We start from the raw sequence: 16,260 nt of genomic DNA, 5'->3' as shown, positions 1-16,260 counted from the left end.
CGCGGTCAGCCGGCGACGGAAGCCGCCTGTCCCGAACCGGCCCGCCGCCCGTTGAAATAATTCCTTGCCGGCACCTCCAGCCACCGGTAACAAAGCGAGGCCGCCACAAGCGTCACCGCCAGGAAAATGCAGGCGGCAAACCACCCCACGCGGTAGTCCGGCCCAAGGGTAAAGAACCCATTGGGTACCGGCCAACCGAGTAAGGGGGCGATACCCCTGTACGAAAAGAAGATCGGCATATGCACCATATAGATGGAGAACGACCATTCGCCCAGCCGCTGTGCGGGCCGCGTCGACAGCAGCCGGCTGGCCGACCCACCGTTGTACACCGTCGCCAGGATCAGCAACGGGAACAGCGCCACTGTAAGCAGCTCGTTGACATCAAAATGGAAACTCAGGACCAATGCCGCCGTAACGACCCAAAAGAAAAGATTCCGCTGAAACAAGGTCCGCCAAAGCCCCAGCTGAAACCATCGATAGGTAAGCATCCCCAGTCCAAAGCCCGCCGCACACCGGAGAAAAGCAAAATCATTGATGGTATTCAACGTCGCCGGCTGCCGCTGCCATAAATGCATTCCGAATTGAGGCACCAGCCAGTACTTCACCGCCGCATAAAGGCCCCCCACAGCCAGCAGCCAAACCAGCCGCCGCGCCCGGCCACCCCCCAGTAACAACGGGATCAGCAAAGGGAACAACAGGTACATCCACCACTCCGTACTCAGCGACCAGGACACCGTATTCATCGGCGCCGTCGGATATAAATGCAGCGCCTGCACCAACAACAGGCAGGCAGGCGCCGTTCGGATATCCAGGATGAAACGTATCCCCCGGTTCCATTCCGCCGCGATCGGCCCGGCCACCACCAGCGTCCCCGCCGCGATCGTCCACAAAAGCGTAAAGAAATGCAGGGGATAGACCCGCGCAAACCGCGCCCGCAGATAGTTCCAATAAGCCACCCGTGTAACACCGCCCCGGAAGGCATAGCCATAAACATGCGTCAGGATGAATCCGCTGAGAACAAAGAAGAAGTCCACCCAAAGCCAGCCCTTCGCCAGGAAGAGGCTGGCATGCCCATCCACCAACGGGTAAATAAAGATCTGGCTATGGAACAGCACGACGAGCACGGCCGCCACGCCACGCAGCGGGGTCAGCTCCGGCAGGTAGGAGTAGTTCATAGCGGCCGGATATTCTGATTCAGTCGAAAGACATTATTCGGATCATACCGCTGCTTGACCGCCGCCAGCCGCGTATAGTGTTTCCCGTAAGTGTCGCGCACCCGCTGCTGCCCCTCGTCCATCATGAAATTCACGTAGGAATCGCCGCAGGAATACGGATGCAGCGCCGCCCAATACTCCTTCGCCCAGGCGGTGGTTGATTCGGCCGATGCAGGTTCCTCACCGACGCCCGCGATCACCATCGCCAGCGTCGCATCCCGGTAATTCCAGGCCGTATCGCTCCAGGCCACCCGCGCCGCCGCCCCGTTCACAGGATACAGATGCATAATTGACGGTCCCGCCGGCATCTTCCCCGCCTGCTCCACATGCCGCTGGATCGCCTCCTCCGGCAGATCGGCCACAAAGTCGCCCTTCCAATACCATTGCAGGCCGGGCGGCAACAGCGGATCGAACAGCGTTTGAAACGCCGTAAAAGGCATCTCGCCCACCGCGTCTATTAACGGCGTCTTCAGCCGACGCACCTCGTCCAGCACTTCCTTCACACCGGCCGCATCCGCCGTGCAACACCAGAAGATGCCACACGCCCGCTGCCCGTGCAATTCGACCGGGAACGGTTCCACCGGCGGCACGCAGTGGAAGCTGAAGAAGCCGCTGATGTCTTCCGGCGCGTTCCGGATAAAATCGATATACCATCTCAACACATCCGGCGCATCTTCCAGCCGCCAGAACATCGGCCCCGCCTGTACCGTCTGCACCGGGTGCAGCCGGAATTTAAACAGCGTCACCACGCCGAAATTCCCGCCGCCGCCGCGAAGCGCCCAGAAAAGGTCCGGATGCTCCGTCGCAGACGCATGCACAAAACTTCCGTCGGCCAGCACCACGTCGGCCTCCAGCAGATTATCTATCGTCAGTCCATAGCGCCGTGTCAAATTTCCAAGCCCGCCACCCAGCGTCAACCCGCCGATGCCCGTCGTTCCAAAGACGCCACAGGGCAATGCCAACCCATGTTTGGCCGTGGCCGCATCGATCTCCTTCAGCAGACACCCCGCCCCCACCGTAACCGTCCGGGCCTCGGCATCCACGCGGATCTCTTTCATGGCCGACAGATCGATCACCAGGCCGTCATTGCACACACTCAGCCCCGCCCCATGGTGCCCCCCGCCGCGGACCGCTATCGCCAGGCCCTGCGTCCGCGCAAAATCGATACAGACAGAAACATCCATCGCGTGGAAACATTGTACGATCACCGCGGGCCGCCGGTCGATCATCCCATTATATACTTTACGAGTCTCGTCATAGGCAGGATCGCCGGGGAGGATCATTTTCCCCGCCAGTTGTTTACTCAGCTTCATTACAGGAAGAAGATCGGAGATCATTTGAAGTAGTTACCCGCAGTTTTTAGACATCAGCCAGTGCCGCTGCAAGTGATGCAAAGGTAGAAGGCCGGCCCGCCGGCGGGTTTTCCGGAAAGTCCAAAAACTTATCTCTCCGGCTCAATCTTCCCACCCCGGTATTGCAGGGGAGCCATGCCAAACCGGTCCTTAAAGACCCGGTTGAAATGCGTCTGACTCTCGAAACCGCATTCATCCGCGACATCCGCCACCAGCTTATCCGAATGCAGCAACAACCGTTCCGCATGGTCCAGCCGCCGCTGCAACAGCCACTTGCCCGGCGGCATCCCGTACAACGCCAGGAAATCCCGCTTGAACGCCGACAGGCTCCGGTTCGTGATCCGCGCAAACTCATCCAACGAAAGATTATACAGGAAATTGGCCTCCATTACCTCGCGCAGCGACGTTTCTTTATCATCGATCCGGCTGAGATAGGCCAGCAACGCCTGGTTCTCCGGATCCGACAGCAACAGGAACATCATCTCCTTCACCTTCATCTCCACCAGCGGTTCCGGCACGCCGGCCGGTTCAAGGAAATAGGAGATCATCGAATGAAAGAAGTCATGGCTGAGCTCCGTGACATGCAGCGTGATCACGGGCTCGTCCGTCATCCGTGGGAGGGGCCGAACACCAACAGAATGTTGATATTCCGCCACCACGCTCCGCAAATAATGGTCCGGGATAAAGAAGGCCATCACCTGCCAGCCCTTATCAAAAAAACGCTCCTGGTGAAACCCACCCTTCCGGATGAAGGCGCAAGCCCCGGTATTGAGAGGATAAAAATAGTCCCCATGGTGAAAGATCTTCTTCCCATCTATAACATAAAGAATATAGTTCAGGTGCGTATACAGCGCCGAATATCGCTCTTCCTGCGGACACCGGTAGTGCACAAACAGCAGATCCTTGAAGGACAACTTCTTGAAGTCGTCCCCCTGGGATTGCAGAAAGTCGTGCACGTTCATCATAACTATCACTCCTTTTTATCACCGCCGGGTTTGGCGCCGGCCCGCCGGATATTCACGAATTGTATCAGCAGGCTGAACCAAAAGGGGGCGCCCATCGACAGACAGGCCGCCGCAATCAGCCATCCCACCAGCAGCCATCCGATCTCCCCGGCATCCATATTCATGGAACTAAAGTTTGATCGCCCCCTTCAACGCCGTCAGCGCCGTCGTGATCATACCCGTGTTCTTGCTCGCAATGCCTCCCGCCAACGCGATGACATTGGCGGCAATGGTGATCACGGTATCCGTCTTCTGTATTTTCTTCAACGCATCGTTGATATCGTTAGTGGCGTTCTGCACCATTTTGAAATATACATCGGCACCTTCGAACGCGATCGCATCGGAAAGCGCAAAGAACGTATTCGAATACGAGATCAGCCGGGTCTGGTCATTCGACAGGATGGTGAACTCATCAGCCGGGATGTTCCCGATGTTCTCATGCAGATAGTTCCCCACCTGGGTCGCCATGTTCTGGTAGAACCGGGCAATGAAATTCGCAAATTGTGCGGCGGCTACTTGATCCATAGGTTAAGTTTAATGATAGTTTGAGGCAAGCGCGTTCACAAAACCCATCAGCTTATTCTTGAAAGATGCAGAGTGGAGGTTGTCGAGATTGTCGACGATCAACTGGCCACCGGCGATGATCGTCTCCAGCTCCTTCACCCGTTGCTGGTAGTGCGCCAGCGCGGCATCCAGCTCCTTCCGCTTCCGCTCGTAGACGAACAGCACCGGCATTTTCACCGCTTTGTCAGTGGTATAGCTGATCAATGAATCGGCGACCCGGTCCAGTTGCAACTGCAGGTTGACGATCCTCCCCGCAAGGTTGTCCGCGCGGATCTTCAGCAGCATGATCAGCGGCGCCACCGAATCCCGGTACTCCGCCATGAACACCTTTATCTTCTTCGCCTTATAGCCCGTCGTCGTCAGCGTCGTCAGCGCCGTGGCCACATAGGCCGAGTAGCTCGCCTCCTGGGCGCTGAAGTTGACATGTCCATAGGTTCCGGCGGGAACCGGGCTGCCGATGGGCGCAAAGTTGAAGTACGACCCCGGATCGGCAAATCGCGCCAGCGCAGCGAAGTAGGCGCAGAGTTGGTTGTATTCTCCCGCAATATGCGCATCCGCCTGTTTCTCCGCGTCGCAATGACAGTCCACATCGCGAAGATGATCCGGCAGATAGTGATAGAGGTAAGTGGAATCGTGATAGTAGGCGTAGTAACCAAAGTCTTCGGACCGCTGCTTATCAAGCGTCTGCCGGCTGCCGGTGGCAAAGGCATTCACCTCTTTCACATTCGCGCAACGGGTGAACACAGCGGCGCAAAAGAACAGCAGGCAAGTGTTTCTCAGTGATAAGGCCATGTTCATAGATTAGTTGGCACTAAAATACCGCCTTTTTTCCTCATCCCCGCTTCAATATCCAAAAACCGTATTTTTACCCGTTCAAGGCCGATAAAAATCCCCTAACCTTGCACTCTAATATGTGCTGAAAATGCGCATCAAAAAAAATTAGCGCATTTCCAGCAAGCCGCAGATGTCTGTCCTTCGGACAAGATGCCTGTGGCATCTTAAAAACTTCTCCTATGCCGATAAAAGATTATGGCGTCGTTCAGGGTAAGGTCTTCGATCGCGTCCTCGCCACTTCAAAGAACGAACACTATCACATCCTCCTCAACCGCGGCAACAACCCGCATCGCGTGGCCATCAACACCCAGTCCGCGACCCCGCCGAGCCAGGTATTATTCTTTTCGAATCCGGATTTTCAGCACCCCATCACCGATCTCATCCTGCAACAGGGCCTGGCCCTGGGCTATACCCCCCTCGCCTCCAGCCCCGGCGGCATCGCGCTGGACTTCATCCGCGGCAATCTGTTCGACACCGGCGCGATGGCCCCCCTGCCCGCCACCGCCGCCGGCGCCAATAACGATCTCAACGACCAGCTCGACCTCACCGTCCGGCAGGCCATGAGCGATACCGATGCGGTCCTGTATGCCTTCGGTCAACATTGGGTAGATGCAGGCGGCGCGGACAAATATTTCCCCGAGATAAACCCGAGCACGGGTATCCATGACATCCACATGAACCAGGGGAACCCCAAAGGGAGCTTTTTTGGTGATAATGGTGTCTACCAGGATGGCGGGCTGCTGTTCCATTTTCCGTCGCGCAATCGCTGGGCCGCCATCTTCACCGCGTTCCAATCCCAGTCCTTCCACACCGATGACCACACCGGCAATCCCCTCACCGCCGCAGGTCCTACGGGTCCCGATCAACCGCAAAGCAATACCCCCGTACACATCGCCGCGGCCCTCGTCAACCCCCAGGGCGGCGACCCCGGCAAGGAATATGTTTTGCTGCTCAACACCGGCGCCGCCCCCGTCGACCTCTCCGGCTGGGCCATCGCCGATTCCCGCAAGAACAAGGACACCATCGGCAAGCATACCCTCCAACCCGGCGACACCTTCCGCGTCAACCTCACCGGCCACGGCGCGCAGCTGTCCAACAAAGGCGGCATCATCACCCTCCTGAATGCCCAGGGGCTGAAGATAGATGGGGTGAAATACACGAAAGAGGATGCGTCCACAGAGGGGGTGTTGGTGGATTTCTAGCCGGACCGCTCAGTCCCGGCCGCCAGCCGCCATCCAAAACCGCCAACCGCTCATTCCCCCTCCCGCAAAAGCGCGATGGCCAATACATTTACACCTCAAACGGGGCACGCTCCCTAGTTTTGAATGGTATAACTTCGGGGTTCCTTTCCAGGAGCTCCTTTTTTATTTCGTACCTTCCTATAACCATGGACAAAAGAACCTTCATAAAAAGCCTCACCGCCGCCGGCGCGACCCTCCCCCTCTCGCTCGCCGCCCTGGCCGACCACATCGCGCGATACGCGCCTGAACCCCATACCGAAGAATTCTGGACCACCATCCGCGCCGGCTACCGCCTCAAACCCGACTACATCAACCTCGAGAACGGCTATTACAACATCCTCCCCGAACAAACCCTCGAGGCCTTCATCCGCCATGTCCGCGAGGTGAACTATGAAGGCGCCTACTACATGCGCACCGTCCAGTACGATCGCAAAAAAGCCGTCGCCGCCCGCCTCGCCGCCATCGCCGGCTGCTCCCCCGACGAGCTGATCATCACCCGCAACACCACAGAATCCCTCGACATGATCATCGGCGGTTATCCCTGGAACCCCGGCGACGAAGCCATCATGGCCCTGCAGGACTATGGCGCTATGTTGCAGATGTTCCGCCAGGTCCAACGCCGTCATAACATCGTCTGCAAGACCCTATCCATCCCCAACCACCCAAAAGACGATGACGAGCTGGTCGCTCTCTACGAAAAGGCCATCACGCCCAAAACCCGCCTGCTCATGCTCAGCCATATGGTCAACATCACCGGCCATATCCTGCCTGTCCGGAAAATAGCCGACATGGCCCACCGCCATGGCGTCGAAGTCATGGTAGACGGGGCGCACAGTTTCGCGCAGATCCGCCACAACGTTCCCGACCTCGGCTGTGATTACTATGGCGCCAGCCTCCACAAATGGCTCTCCGTCCCGCTCGGCGCGGGCATCCTGTACGTAAAAAAAGACCTGACCGATAAGATTTGGCCGCTGCTCGCCGAAGCCGAGAGCGTGAAGGGCATTGCCCGGCTGAACCACACCGGCACCCTCCCGGTCCACACGGACCTGGCCATCAACGACGCCATCGACTTCTACCAGACGCTGGGCCCGGAGAGAAAAGAACAACGCCTCCGGTATCTCCAACAGTACTGGACCACCAAAGTGCGCAACATCCCCGGTGTCATGGTCAACACGCCCGCCGACCCCGCCCGCTCCTGCGCCATCGCCAATGTGGGCATCAAGGGCATGCCGCCGGCACAGCTCGCAACCACCCTGCTCGAAAAGTATAACATCTACACCGTTGCCATCGATCTCCCGCAGGGCAATGTCCAGGGCTGCCGCATCACCCCAAACGTCTTCAACACCCCGGAAGAGCTGGACACCCTCGCCGCCGCGCTAAAGGAACTCGCACAGAAGTCCTAAAACCAGTATCACATACCTTTCTTATTGGCATCCCACGATGCCTGTGACCTTGCCCAGACCTTTTACGCAACAGCCGTCTCCCCGGGAGACGGCTTTGTTCATTTGGCGGGTTTCCGCTTCGGCAACACCAGACTATCCGCCGGATACCGGGCCTTGAGACTGTCGATCACCTCATGAAACCAATTCTTCAGCGTCACCTTATCGCCTTCCGAAAGCGCCGCTTCCTTATGGATCCACAGATACGACTCCAACGGCATCTCCCCATTGTCGATCTGTTCGACACAATCTTCCATCCGCTTCTTCTGCCGGGCAGCAGACTGCGCCAGAAAAGTATTCAGGTTCAAATGCCGCTTCCCGTCCTTGATATGGCTCGACAGCCACCAATTCACCGGCTGGACCTCCGCATACCAGGGATAGCGGGTAGTATTGGAATGACAGTCGTTGCAAGCCCGTGCGAGGATGCGATCCACCGAATCCGAAACGGGAAATTTCTTCCGGATATCCATGCTTGCCTCCCCCGATCGATTCCGGGCCGGCCGGATAAATTGAATAGCGACAAAGACGATGAGCAAAAAAATAAGGATCTTCTTTAGCATATGATTCGTTGAAATTTTTCAAATATCCTTCCCCGTTATCTGCCGTAACGCTTCCCGGTACGTCTCCCCCACCGGCAACTCCAGCGTACCGATGAACACACTGTTCTTCCGCACTGCGGTAATGGCCGAGACCGACACGATATACGATTTGTGGATCCGGACAAAGCGGTCCCCCGGCAGCTCCGCCTCCAGCGCCTTGGCGCTGATCCGCACCAGCAGGGGCTTGTTGCTGCTTCGAAGATGGAATTTGACATAGTCCCCCGAGACTTCCACCCAGATAATATCCCCAAACAACACCTTCACCAGGCTATAGTCGGCATTGACAAAGATATAGTCCGGTTGCGCCGCCGCAGAGGCTCCCGCTCTCAGTTGATGTAATTCCTGCGCCTTATAACACGCTTTCAAAAACCGATCCATCCCCACCGGCTTGATCAAATAGTCCACCACCTCCAGGTCAAATCCCTCCGGCGCAAACTTCTTATACGCAGTGACAAGGATGAACATCGGCCGCTTCGCCAGGCTCTGGATGAATTGCAGTCCCGTCAGCCCCGGCATCTGGATATCCATAAACACCAGGTCCACCGAAGACTCCTGCAACACCCGCGCCGCCTCAAAGGCGTCCCCGCAAGTCCCCACCAGCGTGAGAAACGGCACCTTCGAAATATATTCCGTCAGCAGGTGCAGCGCCAACGGCTCGTCGTCCACCGCAATACAGGTCAGCATCAGTGTAGATTTAATTCTAGTGAAACAAGGAACCACCCCTCACCATGACTCACCAGCAACCGGTGCTGCGACGCATACAGCAACTTCAGGCGCCGCCGGACATTCCCCAGCCCTATCCCACTTCCCTTATCCTTCACCTCCGACGAGTCCGGATTATACCGGTTCCGTACCGAGAACAACAGCACCCCGCCCCGCACGCGTAACGAGATCTCGATCCCCGGGTTCTCGATAACCCCCACCCCATGTTTAAACGCATTCTCCACAAAGGGTATCAGCAGCATCGGTTCGATCTCATACTCCACCGGCGGCGTTTCCAGCAACACCGTAATGGGTACTTTTTGTCCGAATCTCTGCCGTTGCAGATCGATATAACTCTGCAAATACTCCACCTCCCGCGACAACGACACCCGCTCCTCGTCCGTGTCATAAAGCATATACTGCATCAACCCCGACAATTTCAGAATGGTCGGCCCCAGCTCGGGCGACTTCATCTGCTCCAATGCCACCAGGTTATTCAGGATATTAAAAATGAAATGCGGGTTTATCTGGCTTCGCAAAAACGAAAGCTCCGTCTTCAAATTCTCCTCCTGCCGCTGATGGATAAGCCGGTCCGCCTGCAATTTGTCACTCACCAGGCGCAACGTCATGCTCACCGTCACCATCAGCGCAAACTGCGGCAGGAGGAATCCCATAGCTCCCGTCCAGGTGAACCAGGGATGTTGAACGATCCGGGAAAACAACAGCTCATGGATCATCAGGACCACGCAAAAGCTCGCCAGCAGGCAGGCCGCATAAGGCAGATAGTGCTTCTTGTAGAACAGCTTCGGCAGGAAGAGATAGTAATTGAGATAGAAGGGCCCGACCCAAAGCAAATTCGTCAGGAAGTTCAGGTAAAAGAACCTCCGTTCTATCTCGTCTCTGTCCTGGTGGTGCATCCCATGACGCGTGTCCAGCAGATGGGGCAGTGAAAGGACCACCGCCCACACCAACACATGCGTCAGCACCCGAACCACCCGGCTTTTATACCAATCCGACTTCATGATTATAAATATACTATTGTTCCTCTGATTGTATATTATTGTTCTTCCGCTTGAAAAGGCTCGCATCCACCTTCCCAAAATTATACGTGATCCCGAGTCTCACCACCTGCGGATTCCGCAGCCGGCTATACTCCTGCGTCAGATAGGTACTGTAGGTATACTGATCCTGCTTCCGGCTCCGGAAGATATCATTCCAGCTCAGCATCAGCGACAGCTTATTGTTCAACAGGCCCTTCTTCACCGCAATATCCGCCTCATAAAAGGGCTTGATATAGCCCTGCGAGGCGCTCTGGTTCATCTGCGGCGGCCCGGGTTGGTTGCTGTTGGTGCTCACCGGCAGGTTGCTCTTCGATTGATACATCCCCGAAAGCTGCAAAGACCAGTTGGATGGCAGCCGGAAATTCGTATTCAGCTTCCCAAACCAGCTCCACAAAGCCTGTGGCGCAAGGGCGTCCGAAGCCGCCACATTGATTTTCGACTGATAGGCATTCACGTTGGCCGACAGATCCCACCAGCGGGTCACCGGCAGCTGGGCCGTCAGTTCGCCACCCAGCGAGTAGCTGCTCTCGGCGTTGATAAAGGTATTGATCAGCGTCGTCGTCCCGCCCGAAGAATCCGTCTCGATATATCCCGTGATAAGGTGATCCGTATGCTTATAATACACGGAGGCAAGCAGGGTGCTGTTCCGGCTGAAGGTTTTCAGATAAGACAGCTCCAGCGATTGCGTAAACTCCGGCACCAGGTCCGGGTTGCCCCGGGTGATATTCAGTCGGTTCGAAGAGTCGGTATAGGGCACCAGCTGGAAGAAATTCGGGCGGTTCACGCGCCGCGTATAGCTCAGCTGCAGCTCCTGGCCATCCCCCAATTTCTGTCCAAGGAATAGCGAAGGAAAAAGACTCAGCGGATACTGGTTGCTGAACCCCTGCCCCGAATTCAGCAAGGTCCCGTGGTAGTTGCTACTCTCCACCCGCAGCCCGGCCTTATAGCTGAAATTGCCGATCGTGCTCGCCAGCGTCGCATAGGCCGCATACACGTTGTTCTCGCTTTTGTAATTGCTCGCCGCGGAGGGCGCCAGCACATAGTCCCCCGAATCCGTATTGAAATTGTAGTTGTTGTTGATGTTCCGCCGGCCCTGCAGCGCCGCCCGCAGTCCGGTCTCCAGCGTGGTATGCGGAGTCAGCGGATCGGTAAAATCCGTCTGCAACACGATGTTATGGTCGTTACCCCCACCGATGATCTTTTGCAGCTGCGAGCTCGAAAGCGAAGAGGGATTTCCCGCGGCAAAATAATTAGTCGTATAGTCGGAGTGGTTGTCGGCATTGCCCGAGAAATAGCTCGCGTCCGCCGTCCATTCCTCTTTTTCTTTTGCGAACAGTTGTTTGAAACCGAGGGTCACGCCGCGACCGTTGAACGACCGCGAGCTACCGATCTCCTCGGCGCTCAGCTGATTCACCTTCCAGCTGCTATAAAGACTGTCCGTGCTGAACGCCAGGTTGGACGTGCTGTTCATCCCAAAGTGCACCATGAAGCCCGTCAGCGAGAGGGTAGCCTTGTTGGTCAGGAAATAGTCGAGCCCCAGCCGCCCGAAAATGGCGTGGCCGCGATTGGTATCCAGCTGGTGTTCGTTCAGGAAGGTCGTCGGGCTCGTGCTATAGTCCGTGCGTACGAGCGACCCCGTAGTCCGGTCCCGCATCGCCCGGGCATTGATATCCGCCGAGATATTGAACTTATTTTCCCGGACGTTCAGGCTGGCGCCCCCGTTGACGCCGCCATAGCTGTCGGCCCCGCCGCGGACGCTGCCGTTATAACCCGACTTCCGGTTTTTCTTCAGGACAATATTCAAAATTCCCGCCCCGCCGCCGGAGGCGTCATATTTCGCCGAAGGATTGGTGATAACTTCCACACTCTCGATCGCATCGGCCGGTATCTGATCCAGCGTCAGCAAGGTCGGCTTTCCATCGACAAAGATCTGCGGCGATCCGCCGCGAAGCGAGATGTTCCCGTCGATGTCCACATTGATGCTCGGCACATTCTTCAGCACGTCCAGCCCGCTGCCGCCGGCGCTGACGATATCCTTGGAGACATTGAACACCTTCTTGTCCATATCGACGCTCATCGCCGGCTTGGACGCCGTGACCACTACCTGTTCCAATTCCTTGGCCTTCGACATCAGGCGAAGGCTGCCCAGGTCTTTTTCAATAGAAGGCGCCCGCAGCGTGATCTCCTGGTCCCACTCGCTATAGCCCACCGCCGTTGCCTTCAGTTTCAGCGGCACGCCCACCGGCAGGTCCTCCGCCGAGAAGTCGCCGTTGCCCTGCGTCGTGAGCCCTTTTACCAGCATCTCCTTTCGCTTCCCCGTAGCGTCGACCGACACCTTGAGAATCAGCACCGAAGCACGGCCAATACCCTTGCCCGCCGAGTCTACGAGTTTGCCGTACAAATGGCCGGAATTGGCGCTGGCGCCGGGCCCGAAACCGGGCCCGCCCGGACCGCCCGCGGGCGGTCCGCCAGCCGGAGGCTGCGCCAGCAGCCGGCCGATCGAAAAAAGGCATATAATAACAGCAATGATCTTTTTCATGCCCCAAAACTAGTTCGGGGCTCCCGCCCATTTCAGCCAATGAGGGGAACCCCGAAAAATCTGCGGTCAATCGCCAAAAGTCGGCGGAAGCGGCATCAGCCGCCATTTAATAAAAAAAGGGGCCGAAGCCCCTTAATTTGCTGGATATTTACCGACAAGCTATTTCCTCGAAACCACGAAAATCATTACAGTCATTGCAATCCCAACGACCCAATAAACGGTCTTGATCTCATTGCTGAGTTTATCATGCACCATTTGGATCTTGTCGTTGGTCATCTGTATCTTGGCCTCTAACCTGGCCTCTATTTGCTTCATTTCGGCGATCACCTCTCTCATATCGTTATTAACTTTTACGTCGATCAGTTTCAAAATTGCTTTCCTTTGATCTACGGGTAAGGAGATGTTATCCAGGCTACAGTTTACGTCCGAGAGTTCCATGACTTCAAATTTTCAATTATAGCCTTCCAAACAAAATTACCATTTCCCTCGTTAATTTTCGCAAAGTATAAATTAATATTCAGCCACATTCCCCCGCCGAAATAGTCTACCTTTTCCCAATGAAACAACTCGCGCTCATCGCCCTCTCCCTCCTGCACATAGCCTTCGCCCAATCGAGGAAATACACCCTCCTCATCACCAACGCCAACATCGTCGACGTCGCCGCGGGCAAGATCATCCCCCACCAGCTCCTCGCCATCAGCAACGACACCGTCAAAGCCGTCGACGACACAAAGTTCGCAGCAAAATACAAAGCCGAAAAACAATACGACGCTCACGGCCAATACGTGATGCCCGGCCTTTGGGACATGCATATCCATCTCCGCGGCGGCGACTCCACTATCGAGGCCAACAAGGCGCTATTGCCGCTCTTCCTCGCTTATGGCGTCACCACTGTCCGCGAATGCGGCGGCGATATCACCCCCTCGGTATTGAAATGGCGCAGACAAACCGCCTCCGGCGAACTCGCAGGCCCCCGCATCTTCACGGCCGGTCCCAAGCTGGACGGTCCGCACGCGGTATGGGCCGGGTCCATTCCCGTGGTAACCCCCGCGGACGTCACGGCGGCCCTTGACAGTCTGCAAAAGATACAGGTGGACTTTGTAAAAATCTACGACAGCAAAATTTCCGGTGACGCCTACCTCGAGATCGTCCGCCAGGCCAAACAGCGGGGAATGAAAGTAACGGGACACATGCCCTACACCGTCGAGTTGAAGGACGCCGCGAATCTCGGCATGGATGGGTCCGAACATTTATACTACATCTTCAAAGCCTGCTCGTCAAAAGAGGATAGCCTCACCCAACTCATCCGCGAACGCGAGCACAGCGATCGCCCGATCGGTCTCTTCGGCGCGCTGCCCGCCCTCTACAACAGCTTCGACAGCGCCAAAGCCGCCCGGTTGTTCCAATTCCTCGCGGCAAAGCACTTCTCCATCACTCCCACCCTGTATATCTCAAAGACCCTCGCCGGCATCAAGACCACCGATCATACCCGGGACAGTCTCCAAAAATACATCGACCCAAAGATCATCGCGACCTACGCCGGCCGCGTCCGCAGCGCAAGACGCCAGTCGGATGAGGGCACGAAGTTCACCGAAAAATATGAGGCCCTCGTCATGTCGCTGGTCCCGAAAATGTACAAGGCCGGCGTAAATATCGTCGCCGGCTCCGACTGCGGCAGCTCCAACTCGTATGTCTATCCGGGGGAATCCATTCATGGAGAGATAAAGCTGCTCGTGTCCGCGGGCCTCACGCCGGCCCAGGCGCTGCAGACCTCCGTGATCAACGGCTCGAAATTCTTTGGAGTCCAGTCCCAATTCGGCAGCCTGAAGCCGGGCAAATGCTCCGACCTCATCGTGCTCGGGCAGAACCCGCTCGAGAACATCGCCGCCATCGACCGGCTCAACGCCGTCCTCTCGCACGGGAAGCTCTATTCCCGCACGGACCTGGACGCGCTGCTGGCCTCGATCCGGCATTGAGCAGGCCGCCGGCCCGGCTAATTCCACACCAGCACCGTCTGATACGCCGAGCTCGACCCATTGCTCCAAACGATCTTATATACCCCCTTATTCAATCCATGCAGATCAACCCGCACGGGCCCCGCATTGGGCGGCACGATGATGGTCCGCACCACATTCCCGCTCATATCCGTCACGGTTATCTTCGATGTCGTAGCCGATTGCGGCACCGGCATGACCATCGATCCGGGCGCCGGGTTGGGGAACCCACTCAGCGTCGGCATAGCGCCGGGAACAGAAATGGCTACAATATAGCTGCTGTCCACCCCGCCCGTGGCGCGGATATAGCGAAGCCGGTAGAAGTTCATCCCCGTCCGCTCGATCGAGTCGGTAAACGTATAGGCCGCCGTATCGACGCGCAAAGAAGACACCACGCCCGCCGGGTTGAAATGAGTGCTGTCCGGCGCCCGATCCACCTCATACGCCGCGATGGGCTCGTCGTACAAAGTCGTCCATAGCAGCCTGGGATGCGTCCCGTTCGCCATCGCCTGCAGCGTCACCAGTTGGAAGGCCGGCTTCACCGTGTCCCCTGGCGGCGGCGTCCCACCCGCCGAATCGACATACCGGAAACCCGGCAGCGAATCCAACCCATGCGATCCGCGAACATACACCAGCCCGCTTGCCCCATTGCCGACCGTCGCGGAGAGCAAGGTATCGGATAGAACACTGAACGACTTCGCCGCCACCCCGCCAAAGCTCACCGAGTTCACCCAGGTGAGCCCCGCGCCATGCAGCATCACCGTCGTTCCCCGGCCCCCGCTGGCCGGCGCGTACGAGTGCAGGACAGTATAGACACGAGGAGCCGTACTCGTATCCTGGTACACAAAGCCCGCCAGCGAGTCCATTCCCTGGGGCCCCGAGATCCACACCTGGCCGCTGGCCCCTGCGGCCACCTGTGCAGTGATCAGTGTATCTGACCCCACGGTAAACGTCTGCGCCGCCACCCCGCCAAAACGCACCGCGTTGACGCCGTTGAACGAGACCCCGTGTATCTGCACCAGGTCGCCGGTTTTGGCCATCTGCGGCGAGAAATAACTTATCTTGATCGCCCCCGGCGGCGGGAGATAGAGAAAGCCAAAGACACCCAGATTGCCCCCCGGGCTGATCACCGTCACCGCGCCCGTGTTGCCATAGCCCACGACGGCCCGGATGACCGTGTCCGAGAGGATGGTGAAACTCGCCGCCGGCACTCCGCCGAACCGTACCGCAGTCGCCGTATTCAAGCGAACGCCATACAGTAAGATCACCGCCCCCGGTCCCCCGCTCTTCGGGCTAAAGGAATCCACCCGCGCGGGCAAGATCGTAGGAAAATAGGTAAAGCCGGCTTGCGAGTCCACGCCGTTCGGACTCCACACGGATACATATCCGCTCGCGCCGCCGCCGACGACCGCCGTGATCATCGAGTCGTAGTTGATCGTAAAGGAGGTGGCATTGACCGCGCCGAACCGCACCGCCGTGACCCCCGTAAGATGGCTGCCATGTATCTGCACGGCTTCCCCCGACGAGGCCCCGTTAACGGAGAGCCAGTCGATGTGCGGGGCCTGCGCGAACCCCTTGCCGGCCCCAAGGCAGGAAAGCAGCAGCAGGAGAAAAAGCAGGCGGCGCCCACGTGCGGGGGTAAGGCGGATAGGGGTCATAGCAAAGGTTTTTTTAAGCGAGCATGACTCCTTAAGATAGTAAAAAGAACGCAGATATT

15 protein-coding genes are annotated in these 16,260 nt (G+C 57.3%); 3 read left to right on the top strand and 12 right to left on the bottom strand.

Going from position 1 to position 16,260, the window contains the following annotated elements; genetic code table 11:
* Nucleotides 1–5: 5 nt before the first annotated feature.
* The 6 genes from VHE34_RS09040 to VHE34_RS09015 all read right to left on the bottom strand — a co-directional run bounded on the left by VHE34_RS09040 (nucleotide 6) and on the right by VHE34_RS09015 (nucleotide 4,926).
* Nucleotides 6–1,175, bottom strand: a complete 1,170-nt coding sequence (locus VHE34_RS09040) for an acyltransferase (protein WP_325586926.1) — start codon at nucleotides 1,173–1,175, stop codon at nucleotides 6–8.
* A complete protein-coding gene (locus tag VHE34_RS09035; protein WP_325586924.1) occupies nucleotides 1,172–2,551 on the bottom strand; it encodes an FAD-binding oxidoreductase in 1,380 nt (459 codons plus the stop codon). The genes VHE34_RS09040 and VHE34_RS09035 overlap by 4 nt, the downstream gene beginning before the upstream one ends.
* Nucleotides 2,552–2,655: 104 nt before the next feature.
* Entirely contained in the window at nucleotides 2,656–3,531 is an 876-nt protein-coding gene (locus tag VHE34_RS09030) for an AraC family transcriptional regulator (protein WP_325586922.1), read from the bottom strand.
* Between the two features lie 5 nt (nucleotides 3,532–3,536).
* Nucleotides 3,537–3,695, bottom strand: a complete 159-nt coding sequence (locus VHE34_RS09025) for a hypothetical protein (protein ID WP_325586920.1) — start codon at nucleotides 3,693–3,695, stop codon at nucleotides 3,537–3,539.
* Between the two features lie 4 nt (nucleotides 3,696–3,699).
* Nucleotides 3,700–4,095: a hypothetical protein gene (locus VHE34_RS09020; protein WP_325586918.1), complete on the bottom strand. Its 396-nt coding sequence runs from the start codon at nucleotides 4,093–4,095 to the stop codon at nucleotides 3,700–3,702.
* Between the two features lie 9 nt (nucleotides 4,096–4,104).
* On the bottom strand, nucleotides 4,105–4,926 hold the full coding sequence (locus VHE34_RS09015) for a hypothetical protein (RefSeq protein ID WP_325586916.1): 822 nt from the start codon (nucleotides 4,924–4,926) through the stop codon (nucleotides 4,105–4,107).
* A gap of 221 nt (nucleotides 4,927–5,147) precedes the next feature.
* Between VHE34_RS09015 and VHE34_RS09010 the strand changes: the two genes are divergently transcribed.
* Nucleotides 5,148–6,170 (top strand): DUF2278 family protein, encoded by a 1,023-nt coding sequence (locus VHE34_RS09010; RefSeq protein ID WP_325586914.1) that lies wholly within the window; start codon nucleotides 5,148–5,150, stop codon nucleotides 6,168–6,170.
* Nucleotides 6,171–6,355: 185 nt separating this feature from the next.
* Nucleotides 6,356–7,612: an aminotransferase class V-fold PLP-dependent enzyme gene (locus VHE34_RS09005; protein ID WP_325586912.1), complete on the top strand. Its 1,257-nt coding sequence runs from the start codon at nucleotides 6,356–6,358 to the stop codon at nucleotides 7,610–7,612.
* Nucleotides 7,613–7,710: 98 nt separating this feature from the next.
* On the opposite strand, the gene VHE34_RS09000 is transcribed toward VHE34_RS09005, so the two are convergent.
* The 5 genes from VHE34_RS09000 to VHE34_RS08980 all read right to left on the bottom strand — a co-directional run bounded on the left by VHE34_RS09000 (nucleotide 7,711) and on the right by VHE34_RS08980 (nucleotide 12,987).
* Nucleotides 7,711–8,208, bottom strand: coding sequence for a heme-binding domain-containing protein (locus tag VHE34_RS09000; RefSeq protein WP_325586910.1), 498 nt, complete (start codon nucleotides 8,206–8,208; stop codon nucleotides 7,711–7,713).
* 18 nt (nucleotides 8,209–8,226) lie between these two features.
* Nucleotides 8,227–8,931: a LytTR family DNA-binding domain-containing protein gene (locus VHE34_RS08995; RefSeq protein ID WP_325586908.1), complete on the bottom strand. Its 705-nt coding sequence runs from the start codon at nucleotides 8,929–8,931 to the stop codon at nucleotides 8,227–8,229.
* Complete coding sequence (locus VHE34_RS08990; protein ID WP_325586906.1) at nucleotides 8,931–9,971, bottom strand: sensor histidine kinase; 1,041 nt, start codon at nucleotides 9,969–9,971, stop codon at nucleotides 8,931–8,933. The genes VHE34_RS08995 and VHE34_RS08990 overlap by 1 nt, the downstream gene beginning before the upstream one ends.
* A 13-nt stretch (nucleotides 9,972–9,984) precedes the next feature.
* A complete protein-coding gene (locus tag VHE34_RS08985; RefSeq protein WP_325586904.1) occupies nucleotides 9,985–12,549 on the bottom strand; it encodes a TonB-dependent receptor domain-containing protein in 2,565 nt (854 codons plus the stop codon).
* A gap of 159 nt (nucleotides 12,550–12,708) precedes the next feature.
* Nucleotides 12,709–12,987 carry a hypothetical protein gene (locus VHE34_RS08980; RefSeq protein WP_325586902.1) on the bottom strand — a complete coding sequence of 93 codons (279 nt, stop codon included), beginning with the start codon at nucleotides 12,985–12,987 and terminating at the stop codon, nucleotides 12,709–12,711.
* 119 nt (nucleotides 12,988–13,106) lie between these two features.
* On the opposite strand from VHE34_RS08980, the gene VHE34_RS08975 reads away from it, so the two are divergent.
* A complete protein-coding gene (locus VHE34_RS08975) occupies nucleotides 13,107–14,525 on the top strand; it encodes an amidohydrolase family protein (protein ID WP_325586900.1) in 1,419 nt (472 codons plus the stop codon).
* A gap of 17 nt (nucleotides 14,526–14,542) precedes the next feature.
* Here VHE34_RS08975 and VHE34_RS08970 read toward each other — a convergent pair whose 3' ends face one another.
* A complete protein-coding gene (locus VHE34_RS08970) occupies nucleotides 14,543–16,201 on the bottom strand; it encodes a T9SS type A sorting domain-containing protein (protein ID WP_325586898.1) in 1,659 nt (552 codons plus the stop codon).
* Nucleotides 16,202–16,260: the final 59 nt, after the last annotated feature.

It is taken from the genome of Puia sp., from assembly GCF_035546395.1.
In the GTDB taxonomy this organism is placed as follows: domain Bacteria; phylum Bacteroidota; class Bacteroidia; order Chitinophagales; family Chitinophagaceae; genus Puia.
Note: the sequence above shows the minus strand (reverse complement) of the source record. Positions and strands in the feature narration are given on the sequence as shown.

Excerpts from the sequence above, each read along its gene's own strand:
- VHE34_RS09025 (WP_325586920.1), bottom strand. The coding sequence starts at position 3,695 with ATGAATATGGATGCCGGGGAGATCGGATGGCTGCTGGTGGGATGGCTG.
- VHE34_RS08985 (WP_325586904.1), bottom strand. The coding sequence starts at position 12,549 with ATGAAAAAGATCATTGCTGTTATTATATGCCTTTTTTCGATCGGCCGG.
- VHE34_RS08970 (WP_325586898.1), bottom strand. The coding sequence starts at position 16,201 with ATGACCCCTATCCGCCTTACCCCCGCACGTGGGCGCCGCCTGCTTTTT.
- VHE34_RS08995 (WP_325586908.1), bottom strand. The coding sequence starts at position 8,931 with ATGCTGACCTGTATTGCGGTGGACGACGAGCCGTTGGCGCTGCACCTG.
- VHE34_RS08980 (WP_325586902.1), bottom strand. The coding sequence starts at position 12,987 with ATGGAACTCTCGGACGTAAACTGTAGCCTGGATAACATCTCCTTACCC.
- VHE34_RS08990 (WP_325586906.1), bottom strand. The coding sequence starts at position 9,971 with ATGAAGTCGGATTGGTATAAAAGCCGGGTGGTTCGGGTGCTGACGCAT.
- VHE34_RS09000 (WP_325586910.1), bottom strand. The coding sequence starts at position 8,208 with ATGCTAAAGAAGATCCTTATTTTTTTGCTCATCGTCTTTGTCGCTATT.
- VHE34_RS09035 (WP_325586924.1), bottom strand. The coding sequence starts at position 2,551 with ATGATCTCCGATCTTCTTCCTGTAATGAAGCTGAGTAAACAACTGGCG.
- VHE34_RS09020 (WP_325586918.1), bottom strand. The coding sequence starts at position 4,095 with ATGGATCAAGTAGCCGCCGCACAATTTGCGAATTTCATTGCCCGGTTC.
- VHE34_RS09040 (WP_325586926.1), bottom strand. The coding sequence starts at position 1,175 with ATGAACTACTCCTACCTGCCGGAGCTGACCCCGCTGCGTGGCGTGGCG.
- VHE34_RS09030 (WP_325586922.1), bottom strand. The coding sequence starts at position 3,531 with ATGATGAACGTGCACGACTTTCTGCAATCCCAGGGGGACGACTTCAAG.
- VHE34_RS09015 (WP_325586916.1), bottom strand. The coding sequence starts at position 4,926 with ATGGCCTTATCACTGAGAAACACTTGCCTGCTGTTCTTTTGCGCCGCT.
- VHE34_RS08975 (WP_325586900.1), top strand. The coding sequence starts at position 13,107 with ATGAAACAACTCGCGCTCATCGCCCTCTCCCTCCTGCACATAGCCTTC.
- VHE34_RS09005 (WP_325586912.1), top strand. The coding sequence starts at position 6,356 with ATGGACAAAAGAACCTTCATAAAAAGCCTCACCGCCGCCGGCGCGACC.
- VHE34_RS09010 (WP_325586914.1), top strand. The coding sequence starts at position 5,148 with ATGCCGATAAAAGATTATGGCGTCGTTCAGGGTAAGGTCTTCGATCGC.